The sequence below is a fragment of the Neglectibacter caecimuris genome (assembly GCF_034335015.1).
Classification (GTDB): Bacteria; Bacillota; Clostridia; order Oscillospirales; family Acutalibacteraceae; genus Acutalibacter; species Acutalibacter caecimuris_A.
Map to the genome: position 1 here is coordinate 1 of NZ_JAWXXK010000012.1, position 14,411 is coordinate 14,411.

The 14,411-nt window shown below is 54.2% G+C and carries 11 protein-coding genes and 4 tRNA genes; 5 read left to right on the forward strand and 10 right to left on the reverse strand.

Annotated features, from left to right (window positions below; translation table 11 throughout):
* Nucleotides 1–241 precede the first annotated feature (241 nt).
* From U8T64_RS13170 to U8T64_RS13215, 10 genes are all read right to left on the reverse strand, one after another.
* Nucleotides 242–391 (reverse strand): hypothetical protein, encoded by a 150-nt coding sequence (locus U8T64_RS13170; protein WP_322184203.1) that lies wholly within the window; start codon nt 389–391, stop codon nt 242–244.
* A 104-nt stretch (nt 392–495) separates the two neighbouring features.
* Nucleotides 496–1,989, reverse strand: coding sequence for a PBSX family phage terminase large subunit (locus tag U8T64_RS13175; protein WP_322184205.1), 1,494 nt, complete (start codon nt 1,987–1,989; stop codon nt 496–498).
* Nucleotides 1,990–2,035: 46 nt separating this feature from the next.
* On the reverse strand, nt 2,036–2,413 hold the full coding sequence (locus U8T64_RS13180; protein ID WP_322184207.1) for a terminase small subunit: 378 nt from the start codon (nt 2,411–2,413) through the stop codon (nt 2,036–2,038).
* A gap of 735 nt (nt 2,414–3,148) precedes the next feature.
* Nucleotides 3,149–3,904, reverse strand: coding sequence for a helix-turn-helix domain-containing protein (locus tag U8T64_RS13185; RefSeq protein WP_322184208.1), 756 nt, complete (start codon nt 3,902–3,904; stop codon nt 3,149–3,151).
* Nucleotides 3,905–4,595: 691 nt separating this feature from the next.
* Nucleotides 4,596–4,670, reverse strand: a tRNA-Gln gene (locus U8T64_RS13190).
* Nucleotides 4,671–4,722: 52 nt separating this feature from the next.
* Nucleotides 4,723–4,799 (reverse strand) — tRNA-His (locus U8T64_RS13195).
* A gap of 5 nt (nt 4,800–4,804) precedes the next feature.
* Nucleotides 4,805–4,881 (reverse strand) — tRNA-Arg (locus tag U8T64_RS13200).
* A 476-nt stretch (nt 4,882–5,357) separates the two neighbouring features.
* Nucleotides 5,358–5,431: transfer RNA gene (locus tag U8T64_RS13205), tRNA-Gly, on the reverse strand.
* A gap of 124 nt (nt 5,432–5,555) precedes the next feature.
* Nucleotides 5,556–5,822, reverse strand: a complete 267-nt coding sequence (locus U8T64_RS13210) for a Dph6-related ATP pyrophosphatase (protein WP_322184328.1) — start codon at nt 5,820–5,822, stop codon at nt 5,556–5,558.
* The gene (locus U8T64_RS13215; RefSeq protein ID WP_322184210.1) at nt 5,725–6,204 is read right to left on the reverse strand and encodes a Dph6-related ATP pyrophosphatase; all 480 of its coding nucleotides are present in this window, start codon (nt 6,202–6,204) and stop codon (nt 5,725–5,727) included. The genes U8T64_RS13210 and U8T64_RS13215 overlap by 98 nt, the downstream gene beginning before the upstream one ends.
* A gap of 211 nt (nt 6,205–6,415) precedes the next feature.
* Here U8T64_RS13215 and secA point away from each other — a divergent pair, with 211 nt between their 5' ends.
* From secA to U8T64_RS13240, 5 genes are all read left to right on the forward strand, one after another.
* A complete protein-coding gene (gene secA / locus U8T64_RS13220; RefSeq protein WP_322184212.1) occupies nt 6,416–9,166 on the forward strand; it encodes a preprotein translocase subunit SecA in 2,751 nt (916 codons plus the stop codon).
* Nucleotides 9,167–9,238: 72 nt separating this feature from the next.
* A complete protein-coding gene (locus U8T64_RS13225) occupies nt 9,239–10,027 on the forward strand; it encodes a hypothetical protein (RefSeq protein ID WP_322184213.1) in 789 nt (262 codons plus the stop codon).
* Between the two features lie 189 nt (nt 10,028–10,216).
* Nucleotides 10,217–10,900, forward strand: a complete 684-nt coding sequence (locus tag U8T64_RS13230) for an acyltransferase (RefSeq protein WP_322184215.1) — start codon at nt 10,217–10,219, stop codon at nt 10,898–10,900.
* Between the two features lie 339 nt (nt 10,901–11,239).
* Entirely contained in the window at nt 11,240–13,021 is a 1,782-nt protein-coding gene (locus U8T64_RS13235; RefSeq protein ID WP_322184330.1) for an FtsW/RodA/SpoVE family cell cycle protein, read from the forward strand.
* Entirely contained in the window at nt 13,018–14,382 is a 1,365-nt protein-coding gene (locus tag U8T64_RS13240; protein ID WP_322184216.1) for a penicillin-binding transpeptidase domain-containing protein, read from the forward strand. Before U8T64_RS13235 ends, U8T64_RS13240 begins: the two co-directional genes overlap by 4 nt.
* The last annotated feature ends 29 nt before the right edge of the window (nt 14,383–14,411 follow it).

Consider the following 14,411-nt stretch of genomic DNA (forward strand, 5'->3'; position numbering starts at 1 on the left):
CTTGCAATGCGAAGACATTGCAAGTGTTTTTGCTTGCAATGCGAAGACATTGCAAGTGTTTTTGCTTGCAATGCGAAGACATTGCAAGTGTTTTTGCTTGCAATGCGAAGACATTGCAAGTGTTTTTGCTTGCAATGCGAAGACATTGCAAGCATTTTGATTTTTCCGCTTTTCCAAGATTCATAAGGAATCTGCGCGCGGCTCTTTTACAGGGCCGCCTGTGCCTCAAAAGCCTGTCCGCTTACTTTCCGCCCTTTGCCTTTTCCACGCTGTCACGCAGATCTTCCCCGCGCTTTACCGTGCCGCGGGACTTTTTGCTCTGCGCAAAGGGCGCCTGTACATACTGGGAACCGGTGTTCTTCACCTTTCCCGCATATCCCTTCTCTGCCATTTCTTTTCCTCCTTTCCTCTGTGATTTTTCTCGCACAATGATTGCAACGCGAAGCCAGCTTTGCCGGAAAAGCAAATCTTGCAATCATTTTTGATGGAATCTTCCTATGCTTTGGGCGAGCCCCAGCGCCGCCGCAGCAGCGCCCTTTCCTCCGGGCTCGCCCGATCGTAATCCTCCCACATATCCCGCGTCCACTCTGTCCGCTTTTGCTTCGAGCCGCCGCTTTGCTGCTCCCTGCTGTAATAGGCAATGGCCAGCGCCATCACGCAGTCGTCGTGGGCCCCGCTCTGTGCCTCAGGCCTTCCCTTTTCGTTTCTCACAAAGGTGAGCATTTCGCCCAGCGTCTCTTTGTCGTTTACCCATTCCGGGTGTTCCCGCACGATCTCCACCAGCCCCGCCAGGATCACCGGCCTTGTGATCGAGGTGGTCTTAAAGCCGTAGCTCTGCCGAATCCTGTGGGTAAAGCTGTCCTCCGTCTGCCGGACAAACATGTTCTTGTACCGCAGGCGCTCCAGAGCCCTGATGGGGTAGCTGGAAAAATTCGCCTCGATGGAAAGCAGCGCCGTATGGTACCATTTTCCCAAGCAGTACATCTGCTTGGCGTAAAGATCCTCGTCCATTTTTCCCCGCAGGGTGCAGACCTGCTCTCCCGTCACGCAATCGATCACCTGGCCCACAAAGAAATCGGAGCCTTCCCCCGCCGTGTCTCCGCCGACCACGTAGATCCCTCCCTGCTCCGGCTCCCGGTATACGGAAATTGCCCCCGTATCGGAATCCGCAAAACGAATGGAGCTGTCGTCGATCAGCACCTCATCGGCCTCCTGGCTGTACCGGGTCTCAAATAGAAACTCGCCCTGCCGCAGGGGCTTCCCCACATCGGCCAGCCGCTGCGCCACCTTTTGGGCGTGGAACACCGTTTTTCCCAGTACACCCCACTCTCCCAGGCAGTAGACCGCGTAAAAATAAGGGTCCGTTTCCCGGTACCCTTCCAGCGTCAGCTTGTAATCCTCGTCAATAAATCTGTTGTCCCGATAGGTGGTTTTCAGTACCGCTGCCCGGGGCTCCTCCCGGTCGAAAAATCTCTTTTTCAGCCAGTGCAATGAGGAGATGGGGTTAAAGGTCAGGGTGATCTGCTTTTTTGTGCCGCCGCCCCGCAGCCGCACGTCCAGCTGGTCAAAGGCGGATTCCTCGATCTCCGAGGCCTCTTCCACCCAGATATCCGTCAGCTCACCCTTGGGAAAGGTAGTGGACTTCAGCTTTTCCACGTTATCCAGCCCCTTGAAGATGACGCTGTTTCCGTTTTTGCACTGGATCCGCAGGGCGGAATCCTGGCAATGGAACAGGCCTTCCAGCCCCCAAAGGGAAATGACCTGTCGAAACAGCGCATAGGTGCTGTCCCGGTGGGTCGCCCACACCGCTCTCACCACCAGCAAATTGCACATGGGCTGTTTCAGCAGCCGCCAAAGATACCGCTGTACCGCAAAAACTGATTTTCCGGACCCTGCCCCGCCGTACAATACCAGATACCGGTGGCGGTCGTCCTCCAGCAGCGGCAGAAAGCAGGGGTTAAATACCTCCTTGGAAATACTTACCTCCATGGCGCCTTTCCGGCAGGACCTTCCGAAGCGGCATGTGATCTGGCTGTCAGCCTCCGGGCTCTGTCAGCGTTACCCGGATCTCCTCCTGGACGGGACTTCCCTTCTCCTTTTCTCCATAGCCAAAGCAGCTTTGCAGCACAAGCCTGGCCCCGGCGGAGGTTTCCTTGTCGTATACCGCCTGCAAATTCGCCTCTTCGATCCTGCTTTTGGCCTGCGTCACAAGGGAAAGAAAGCCCTCCTCCTCTTCGCCGCCTCCTTCCAGATAACCGGAAAGGGCCTGCCTGCCGGAAAACCCCAGCGCGAGGGAAAGCCCCACTAAGGAAGGAAAATCATCCTTTTCCCCGCAGCTTCTGAAATAGCCGTCTATCGCTTCCCGCAGCGCCCGTTGAGAGCGCCATCTCCTTTTCTCTGTCGGTCCTGCCATGCCTTCACCCCCTTTTCAAACGCTTTTCTCCGCCGTTTGACAAAGCAAAGCTTTTTGCTGTCCCGGCAAAAGCGTGTTTTCAGAGACGGCCAGCCGCCCGTTTCCCCGGCGGCCTACTGTCTCTATTCTCAGTATAAAAAAACATTTCGGACAATTGGGACAAAACGGACAACTATCTGCTCCAGAGCTGTCCATGCAAAAAAAGCCCGCTGCAGAAGAAAAAACTGCGGCGGGCCCTGCTAGATTTTAGATTTTAGATTCTAGATACTAGATACTGGACGGTGGCGGCGCAAATAACCGAGCGTTGCCCGGTTATCCGGCAGCAATAGAAAAAAAGGTAGAGCAATAAATTATAGTTTATCACACAGTTCCCAACTGTCATTCTGAGGAACGAAGTGACGAAGAATCTGGTCCTTAATTCCGGAAAAAGGGCAAAGGGCAGATTCTTCACCGAGAAAGCAAGGTTTCCTTGCTTTTTGTTCAGTAATGACAAAAGGAAAGAAAGCGGCTTGCTGCTAAATTCCAGTTTACCGCTCTGGTAATGGTCGGGTCAGAAACCGGTTTCCCGTACTAAACAGCTTCACGGGTGCCCAAATTCCAATTAAACCAGCTTTGCCCTTGGCCCTTCATCGCTCTCATTCCAAACTGCTCATTTTCTATTGCCTTGGTTTCACACCGCGGCTGTATTTTGCAGCAGCCCCAAACTATCCTCGTTCCATGGGGCTTGGCCGTTCCTCATACCCTTTTCCTGACCACCGGCACATACGCGTAACCGGTATCATGCAGGGAGGTGTCAAACACCTCCAGCTCCTGGGCCCCGTTTTCGGCCATTTCAAAGCCGTGGGCCGGCATAAAGTACTCTCTGAAATAGGCAAAAAGCTCCCAGGTTTCACAGCGCTCCTTGGAAAGCAGCTGCGCGGCGGGCCAATCCGTATAGGCTCTTAAAAACAGGGAAGCCGGCATTTGATAAACGTCCACTCCCCCCGGCTGCTGCACTGACGTGACCTCCCGCATGAACCCAAACCCGCGAGTTTTTTTCGCCAGCCAGAAATTGACGCTTAGCTGAATATCCCGCACCGGAAGCACACTGCCCGCAAGCCGCCCGTATACGGCCTGCTTCTCTTCCTCCGAAAACGCCTCGATGGCGGAATCAAATTCCTGGATCGATCCAAAATCCTTTGCGTACAGCAGCTTCCCTGCTAAAATCGTCTCCGGCTTTTCCACCAGCTCAAAAACGGCCCCGCCTGCCTGAAAGGTTTCCAGCACCTTCTCCGGCTGCTCCCGCTCCACATCCAGCAGGCAGTCCACCGAAACCCCCAGAACCTTTCCCAGCAGCTTCAAATGGTACACGTCCGGCAGGCACGCCCCGCTTTCCCATTTGGAGATCGCCTGCTCCGAAACCCCCATCTGCAGCGCCGCCTCTCTTTGAGACAGCCCCTTTACCCGCCGAAGCTCCTTGATCCTTACCCCAAAATCAGCCTGACAAAACATTTTTTATTCCTCCGTTCCTGTTTTCCTGCATTGTAGCATACGAAATCTCCCCCTACAACGCTATCCTTTTCCGGGGAAAAATCAAAAATGCACAACCACAGGTTGATAGGTAAAGCATTCCAAATGCGACTGTACGGCCAAAACAATAAAAAAACCAGCAGGGCGAATGCCTGTGGTTCCAATGTAGAATATGTATTTTTATTGGGTTCTTCGCTATTCTCTATACTTTGTAATCCATACAATATGGTATTTTATGTCGTATGTGAAATGTGACGATTTTTGGTAATTTTCCATCTTTTTCACCTCAAGTTTAGTATCTTCTTTTCCTCTACTAAACTTAAAGCTTCTTCGATTGACCTAAAGGGTTCGCCTTAAGGCGAGGGTTTTTACCCCATGATACAGACAATAAGTACATATACATACTGTAAGTTCCCGCGGGATATTGGAAAATATTCCAGGAAAGGAAAGCAGGAAAAGGTGTGGGCGTATATCAGCGCTTTTCCGCCATCTACCGCGCAGAAGGGCGCGCTGCGCCTGAGTATGTATAAAGAAAGCTCTTTGAAAAAAGCACCGTGGCATTGATAGAAGAAACCGGGGAGAATTGATCTCCCCGGTTTCTTCATTTTTTAATGACCATACCCAGCAATACTCGTCCCGGAATAACAAAGACAATGTTCGGATAGGTCTGATATGGCTGGGCTGGCGGGATTCGAACCCACGGGTGACGGAGTCAAAGTCCGTTGCCTTACCGCTTGGCGACAGCCCAATATAGGAGATACGGAGCCTAATCGCTAAAATTAAACTCCGCATCTTTTAGGTGGGGTGGAAGATGGGACTCGAACCCACGGTCTCCAGAGCCACAATCTGGCGCTTTAACCAACTAAGCTACATCCACCATATTGGCGCGCCAAAAGGGACTCGAACCCCTGGCCTACTGCTTAGAAGGCAGTTGCTCTATCCAGCTGAGCTATTGGCGCGTATGTGAGGGGCTGTTTCCCGGCCCGCAAAACAGGGAAAACCGTAAGCACGGTGATTCCGGCAAATTTTTAGGCGGTCAAAACCGCCTGCGGAAAGCCAAAGGCTTTCCGAATCAATAGGAAAAATTGGAGCGGGTGATGGGAATCGACCAGCGGCTTACGCCGCTGCTGGCTCGTCCACCCCAAGCTTGTGGCTTGTGGTACCGGACTCACCGCTCTTCTCTAAAAATGTGCCGCAGGCACATTTTCTTCACGAGAAGACCCCCCTTGGGGTTCGATTCCTGTCAAGCTTATGGAAAAATTGGAGCGGGTGATGGGAATCGACCAGCGGCTTGCGCCGCTGCTGGCTCGTCCACCCCAAGCTTGTGGCTTGTGGTACCGGACTCACCGCTCTTCTCTAAAAATGTGCCGCAGGCACATTTTCTTCACGAGAAGACCCCCTTGGGGTTCGATTCCTGTCAAGCTTATGGAAAAATTGGAGCGGGTGATGGGAATCGAACCCACACGACCAGCTTGGAAGGCTGGAGTTCTACCACTGAACTACACCCGCATGATGAAAGGAAGCAAACGCTTTGGCCCGCTTCTATAGCCTAGTTATTATAGCATAGGCTTTTTCCTCCGTCAAGAAGTTTTTTGGGGAGAGCTTTGCGGTTCCGGCAGCTTCCGGGCCGGAGTCAGAAAGCTGTTATCTCCGATACGGCGTAATCTCCCAATAGGATCTTTCCGCCGACATGAAAAAGCAGGGGCTCCTGAAAAGCAGGCCCGTCCACCGCAAGGGTGTGATATTCGCCGTTTTCTCCGCAGACATCGATCCCCTTCGCTTTCATTACGGAAACAGCTGATTCATCGAGAACCGTTCCCAAAAGCTCCATTGGCAGGATCGACCGGTTGATGGTTTTGATCAGACATTTGTAGCCAAGCTGAAGCAGCTCTTGAACGATCTTCTCCCTTTCCTGCTGCCACATAAGGAAAGCACGGGGTCAGCCCGGCCGCTTTGCAGCGGTCCTCTTCCCACTGCCGGTTCTGCTGGATATCGATATCGCCGAAGCAGACGGCCTCTGCTCCCATGGATCTTGCTCTTGCCAGCCCGGCCTCAAAGGCCGCCTGGTAGGTTTCGCCTTTCGCGGGGCAGGATATCATAGGGAGACTCAGCGCTTTTTCATAGCGTTTTAGCATGACCGGGTCCGCCCCATGAAAATAAGAGCGCCCGGCGGCTTCATTTACCATCACTACCAGGCACATGGGCTCGTGACCCTGCTCTATCATTTTGTGCAGGGCCAGGGTACTGTCTTTCCCGCAGCTGTAGGACATGGCGAATTTCATAAAAGGCCTCCGATCGCCGCTTTGGCGTTTCTAAAAGCCAGTATAGCGGGTTTCAGGAGCAAATACAAGGGGTGTATTGCCTTATATTTCCTTCAAAAGCTTTTTGTAAACAAACTATGGCTTTTCTTGCAATCTGTGTACCAGATGTGGTATACTACTTTTCATAATATGGGTACTTATCGGTATCATGGAAGGGCATGGTAATTTACCTATGGCAAATAATATTTTAGCGAGGCTGTTCGGAAACTACAGCAAGAGAGAGCTGAAGCGGATCCAGCCCCTGGTGGATCGGGTCCTTGGCATGGAAGAAGAATACAAGGCCATGAGTGAGGAGGCCCTGAAAAGCCAGACGGGGATTTTGAAGAACCGCCTGGAGCAGGGTGAAAGCTTGGACGATATTCTGCCCGAGGCCTTTGCCGCCTGCCGGGAGGCCATGGCAAGGGTGCTTTCGATCCGGCTGTTCCCCGTGCAGGTGCAGGGCGGTGTGATCCTGCATCAGGGCCGCATTGCCGAAATGAAAACCGGCGAAGGTAAAACCTTTACCCTGGCCCTGCCCGCCTACCTGAACGCCCTTACGGGAAAAGGCGTTCATGTGGTAACGGTCAACGAATACCTGGCCAAATACCAGGGGGAAATGATGGCCCGCGTTTTCAATTTCATGGGGCTCACCGTGGGCCTTGCCATGAACGGCATGACCTCTGAGGAAAAGAAGGCGGCTTACGCCTGCGATATCACCTATGGCACCAACAACGAAATGGGCTTTGATTACCTTCGGGACAACATGGTGATCTATCAGGAAAACAAGGTGCAGCGAGGCCACCATTACGCCATTGTGGACGAGGTGGACTCCATTTTGATCGACGAGGCCAGGACCCCCCTGATCATTTCCGGGCAGGGAGACAAGGCGGACGATCTTTACGCCAGGGCCAATACCTTTGCCAGGGGCCTGCGGTTTATCAAGGTCAAGGAGACCGATGAAAAAGAGGACAACGACGAGCTGTATAAGGACTATGATTACATCGTCAATGAAAAGCTGAAAACCTGTTCTCTCACCCGCCGGGGCGTGAAAAAGGCGGAGGAGTATTTCCAGCTGGAAAACCTGACCGACCCGGACAACATTCGGATCCAACACCATGTAAACCAGGCCATTCGCGCCTGGGGCATCATGCACCGGGATCAGGACTATGTGGTGAAGGACGGCGAGGTCATCATCGTAGACGAATTCACCGGGCGCCTGATGTATGGCCGGCGCTATAACGAGGGCCTTCACCAGGCCATTGAAGCCAAGGAAGGGGTGGAGGTCGCCCGGGAAAGCAAGACCCTGGCCACCATCACCTTCCAGAACTATTTCCGCCTGTACGAAAAGCTTTCCGGCATGACGGGCACAGCCATGACCGAAGAGGAGGAATTCTCGGAGATCTACCGGCTGGACGTGGTGGAGATCCCCACCAACCGCCCCATGATCCGGGAGGACTGCGCCGATGTGGTCTACAAAAACGAGCAGGCCAAATTCCACGCCGTGATCGACGATATTGCCGAACACCACGCCAAGGGCCAGCCCGTGCTGGTGGGTACCATCACCATTGAAAAATCCGAGCAGCTCAGCAAAATGTTGAAGCAGCGGGGAATCAAGCATGAGGTACTGAACGCCAAGTACCACGAGAAGGAAGCCCAGATCGTGGCCCAGGCGGGCAGGAAGGGCGCTGTGACTATTGCTACCAACATGGCGGGCCGCGGCACGGATATTCTGCTGGGCGGCAATGCCGAGTTTATGGCAAAAGCGGAAATGCGTAAAATGGGCTTTCCCGAGGAACAGCTAGTGGAGGCCACCGCCTACAGCAGCACAGAAGACGAGGAAATTTTAAACGCCCGGCGCACCTTTGCCCAGCTGAATCAGAAATATAAAGAGGAGATCGCCCCGGAGGCTCAAGAGGTCAAGGAGCTGGGGGGCCTGTATATCATCGGCACAGAGCGCCACGAGTCCCGCCGGATCGATAACCAGCTGCGGGGCCGCGCGGGCCGTCAGGGAGACCCGGGCAAGAGCCGGTTCTATATTTCCCTGGAGGACGATCTGATGCGCCTGTTCGGCGGAGAGCGGATCTCCAACATGATGGATCGCCTGCGCATTGAAGACGATATCCCCATCGAGGCGGGGCTGGTATCCAATTCCATCGAAAGCGCCCAGCGCAAGGTGGAAAGCCGGAACTTCGCCATTCGGAAAAACGTGCTGCAGTATGACGATGTGATGAATCTGCAGCGCGCCAAGATCTACAGCCAGCGAGATCAGGTGCTGGACGGCGAAAACATGAAGGAATCCATTTCCAAAATGATCGAAGGGGCCATCGAAACCACGGTAAGGACCTTCCTGCCCGCCGATACGCCCCATGAGGACTGGGACTTGAACGGCCTCAGGGAGCATTACGCAGGCTGGCTGCTGGAAGAAAATGACCTGCGGTTTACCAAGGCGGAGCTGGAGGATCTGGAGCCGGAATTCGTCACAAGAGAATTGCAGGAAAAGGCTGCCGCTTTGTACGAGAGCAGGGAGCAGGAGTTCACCCCCTCTGTCATGCGCGAGGTGGAACGCGTGGTGCTGCTGCGGAACGTGGATCAGGAGTGGATGGATCACATCGACGCCATGGAGCAGCTGCAGGACGGCATTCGCCTGCGGGCCTATGCCCAGCAGGATCCGGTGGTGGAATACCGGGTGGAGGGCTCCGATATGTTTGACGCCATGATTGACGCCATTCGGGAAAACACAGCAAAAATGGTGCTTACGGTTCGGCTGCGCCAGCAGGAGGCTCCCAAGAGGGAGCAGGTGGCAAAGGAGACCAGCGCCGGTACCGGCGGAGACGATACCGTGAAAAAGCAGCCCGTTCACAAGCAGAAAAAACCGGGCCGCAACGATCCCTGTCCCTGCGGCAGCGGCCTGAAGTATAAGAAGTGCTGCGGGCGGGACGAATAAGCCCAAAGCCATGCATCTTTTTGTTTTTCATGGAACGGTAAAAACTGCCTGAGGCGGAAAGTGAGAATTTTCATGAAAAAAATGCTGAAAGCCTGGCTCAGCCTGTTTTTGGCGGCTTCTCTCGCGGTAAGCCTTGCCGGCTGTACCATCCCCGTGCCCGGCTTTGCCGATTACGATGTTTCCGCCTATATTCAGGCCCTGCTGGACAGCAGCTATCACGATTCCAATGAAGATCTGATGGAGCTTGCGAAGATCACGGAGGAAAAGGCCAGGGCAAACAATACCACAACGGTGGAAAATGCTGTGGTCAATTTTTGCAACACCTATGAGCTTTCCCCTTCGGAGGCACAGCTTCAGGAGCTGCAAAAGGTGATGAAGCAGGCTTTTGCCCTGACAAAATACATGGTGAAGGACGAGCGGAAAACAGACACCGGGTATTATTTGGAGGTGGAGATCGCTTCCATCACCAATTTTGAAGGGCGGCAGGCCGATATTGAAAAATTGAAAACAGCTGCCCAGCAGGAGGCTACCGCCGCCAATACCGCCAAGCCCTCAGTTCTTCCCGGAACGGGAAATACCGATACGGAAGACGACAGTTACGGGGATTCTGATGAGGAAGAAGAGACTTCTTCCCTTCCGGAGCCAGATCAGGAGGAGTCCGGCGGGGAGAAGGTAGACGCCAACGAGTTGTTTCTCAATAAAGTGCTGGATTTCTGCAAGCAAGAGCTGGCAAACATTTCCTATGACCCGGAAATGCGCACCATTGCTTTGGATATCCGGCAAACGGAAAAAGGAGAATTGCAGCTGGACTTAAACCAGATCGAAAAGATCGACCAAACGGTGCTGCGGTTTACACGATAAGAAAGCCTATTTAGTAATTAGTAATTAGCAATTAGTAGTTAGCAATGGAAGTTCTCCGACCTTGTTCTTTCTTCTTTGCGGGGGACCATTGAATTCCATAGCATACTTTTGGAAAAGCGGTGTCTCTATCATCTAGCATCTAGTATCTAGGGCGCGGCTTTCACTGAAGCTTGAAAGGAGTTTGTTTTTATGGCAAAGGAGATCTGTGTTTCCCGCACGGCAGAGCTGTACGATCTGAGCCACACGGCGGCCAGGCCCCTGCTGGAAAAAACGGAATACCCCTGGGAGGCTCTTTCCGGGATCGGAGAGTTTATTCTGGAGCTGGGAAAAACGCTGTCCCCGGAGGAGTATGAGAAACGGGGAGAAGACGTGTGGATCCACAAAACCGCGAAAATTTACCCCAACAATTATATTGCCGGGCCCTGCATCATCGGCCCCGGAACAGAGGTGCGTCCCGGCGCGTTTCTCCGGGGAAAGGCCCTGGTGGGGACGGGCTGCGTGGTGGGAAATTCCACCGAGCTGAAAAACGTGATCCTGTTCGACCATGTACAGGTGCCCCATTACAATTATGTGGGCGATTCCATTCTGGGCTACTATTCCCACATGGGCGCCGGAGCGGTGACCTCCAATGTGAAGCAGGATAAAACCCCTGTGACCGTCCGCGCGGGAGAGGAAAGGCTGGAAACCGGCCTGAAGAAATTTGGCGCCATGCTGGGCGACCATGTAGAGGTGGGTTGCAACAGCGTCTTAAACCCCGGCACGGTAGTGGGCAAGGGCTCCAGAATTTACCCCCTCTCTATGGCCCGCGGCTTTATCCCCGCAGGGTATATTTTCAAGCGGGGAGAGCTTGTGAAAATCAGAAATGAGGAATGAGCAATTATAAGGTCAAGGACAGAGTTCGATAAATTGAAAATTAATGAACTAACTACCCTCTTGTCATTCTGAGCCGCAGACGAAGAATCTCGCCCTTAATTCCCGGAAAAGGGGCAAAGGACGAGATTCTTCACGGCAGCAAAGCTTGCTTTGCTTTTGCTCAGAATGACAAGAGGAGAACGTGTAGTTAACCGCCTATTCCAATTTGTCAGCCTGATCAAATCTAACTGTAGGGGGACGATGCCACATCGTCCCGTGGTACTAGATCTCATAGGAGAAATGAGACAGGGAAATGAATGAAAAAAGAAACCGGGAATTCGGGAGGTGAGATTTTTGGAAATGATCACAGAGTTTTTACAGTCCGGCGTGCTGCCGGTGGTGCTTCTGGTGGTGCGGATCATCGTGCCGTTTTTGGCGCTGTATGTGGTGTGGCGGTGCTATACCTCCTTCCGGAAGGGCCAGCGAAAGCGGGACCCGGTCATTACCCTGTGGGACGAGGCCTCCGGCACCCGGTTTCCGGTGCTGTACTGGGAAAATTCCATTGGGCGCAGTAAAAGCTGCGACGTGTATTTGCCGGACGCCACGGCGTCCCGGGACCATGCAGTGCTGATGCGCCGGGACGAGGGCTGGTTTATTTGCGATACCGGCTCCAAATCCGGCGTATTTGTCAACGGCAAAAAGGTGGACGGCAAAAAGCTGGTAAACATCGGGGACAAGCTCACCATGGGCTCCACGACCCTTTCCCTTTGGAATTCGGACAAGCAGCCGGAAAAGAAGCGGCGGAGCTTTGTAGGCTTTTCCAAAAACGCCGCTTCCCCCCTGAAGCTGATGTTCACGGCCTCTCTGGTGCATTTTCTCATGGCGGCCCAAAGCTGCTTCGCCAACGGCGGTTTCGCGCCGGAGCAGCTGGTCCCCTTTCTGCTGGTGCTGCTGACGGGCTGGGGCCTTTACGTTTTTTTCATGGGCTTTCGGCACCATGTGAGCTTCGAGATCGAAACGGCGGCGTACCTGCTTTCGGGTATTGGAATTCTGCTGCTTTCGGCCTATGACCTGCAGGGGGTAAAAACCCAGCTGGCCGCCATGCTGATCGGCATTTTTTTGTTTTGCTTCCTGCTTTGGTTTATGGGCGATATGGAGCGGGTGGCGAAATACCGCCTGGCCATTGGCATTGGAGCGCTTCTGTTGTTTGCCCTGAACCTTGCTATCGGCAGAGAGATCGGCGGCGCAAAAAACTGGATCATCATCGGCCCGTTGAGCTTCCAGCCCTCGGAGCTGATCAAAATTGCCTTTATCTTTGTGGGCACCTCCACCCTGGACAGACTGCAAACCAAAAAGAACATCACGGAATTTCTGATCTTTACCGGGGCCTGTGTGGGCTGTCTCGCGCTGATGGGAGATTACGGCTCCGCTCTGGTGTTTTTCGCGGGCTTTTTGATCATCGCCTTCATGCGTTCCGGCAGCGTGCGCACCATTGCCTTGGTGCTGGCCGGAGCCGCCTTGGGCGTGCTGCTGGTGCTGAAATTCAAATCCCATGTGATCGCCCGGTTTTCCCTTTGGGGCCATGCCTGGGACGATATTTACGGCATGGGCTTTCAGCAGACCCACACTCTTACCTATATCGCCAGCGGCGGGCTGTTCGGCGTGGGGCTGGGCCAGGGCTGTATGCCCACGGTGCCTATGGCGGAAAGTGACCTGGTGTTCGGCCTGCTCTGTGAGGAACAAGGTCTGTTGCTGGGCCTGGTGGTGCTTTTTGCCATGGCGCTGTTTGTCCTGTACGCCAGAAGCGATGTGACCCGCAGCCGCTCCACCTTTTTTTCCATTGCCTCCTGCGCGGCGGCAGGTATGCTGCTGTTTCAAACCTGCTTGAACGTATTTGGCCCTGTGGACGTTCTGCCCTTTACCGGTGTGACTCTGCCCTTTATCAGCGCCGGCGGCTCCAGCATGATGTCCGTGTGGGCAATGATGGCGTTTTTGAAAGCCTCTGACGAGCGCACCTATGCCGCCCGGCGGGCCTCACGCCACGGCGGCGGGAAAAGCAAAGCTGCGCCGCCTTCTCCCAGAGGGGGCAGAGCCGCTCCCTCCGGCAGAGGCGTGCGGGAAATGGAGGATATCTACTCATGAAAACTGTGGGAATGCGCTCCGTTGTGCTCTATCTCCTGCTGTTCGCCTTTTTGGGCGGGCTGGGATATTTTGTGGTAACTCTTTTCCTGCACGGAAACGAGTGGGCCATGCAGCCCTATAACGGGCATATCTATGCGGAAAGCTCCACCGTAAGGCTGGGGGATATCAAGGATAAAAATGGAAATTTACTGGCCTCCACAGAAGAAGGCCGGCGGGTATACAGCGATTCAGAGGACGTGCGCCGGGCCCTGTTTCACACGGTGGGCGATACCTACGGCTACATCAGCACCGGCGTACAGCACACCATGAGCGACAAGCTTTCCGGCTACAATGTGATCACCGGGCTCAACGATACCGTGTTTAACCGCATGGGCAGCAATATCAACCTGACGGTGGATCAGGAGGTCTGCACGGCGGCCTATCACGCGCTGGAAGGGCATAACGGCGGGATCCTTGTGTATAATTACAAAACCGGGGATATTCTGTGCAAGGTCAGCACCCCCACCATAGACCCGGAAAACGTGCCGGAGGACGTGGAGACCAACGACGCCTATCGTGGCGTGTATCTGGATAACACCCTGTCCGGCTCCTTTACCCCCGGCAGTATTTTTAAGCTTGTCACCGCCGCCGCGGCTATGGAAAAATGGCCGGATTCCTGGAGCGAAAAAACCTATGGCTGCGAGGGCTCTTTGGAGATCGATGGGGACGATATCACCTGCCTGCACAACGACGCCCACGGCACTCAGGATCTGTTTACCGCCCTGGGAAATTCCTGTAATGTGTATTTTGCCCAGCTTTCCCAGGAGATCGGGAAAGAAGCTTTGCAAAGAAAGGCGGAGGAAATGGGCTTTAACCGGGAGCTTTCCTTCGGCGATCTCCCCATTTCCGAAAGCTCTATTGATCTTTCCGGCTGCAACGCGAACCAACTGGGCTGGGCCGGCGTAGGGCAGTATACGCTTCTGGTAAACCCCTACCACATGATGGCGCTGATGGGCGCTGTGGCCGGAGGTGGCGAATACGCGGAGCCCCGGCTTACCACAGAGCTGGATCTGTTCGGCGGCTTCGGAAAGGAAGACAGGCGGTTGATGTCCTCCTCTACGGCCTCCCAGCTGAAAACGCTTCTGAGAAGCAATGTGGAAAATTATTACGGAGATTGGATGTTCCCGGAGGGCCTGCAGGTCTGCGCCAAAACCGGAACCGGCGAGGTAGGCAATGACAAAGCCCCCAATTGCTGGATCATTGGTTTCTGCGATTCCGAGGAATACCCCTATGCCTTTTCCGTGCTGGTGGAGGAGGGCTCCGGCGGTATCGAAAGCGCCGGAAACGCCGCCGCCGCTGTTTTAAGGGCAATCGTAGGGTGACGGGATTTAGATGCTGGCCGGCGGCGCTG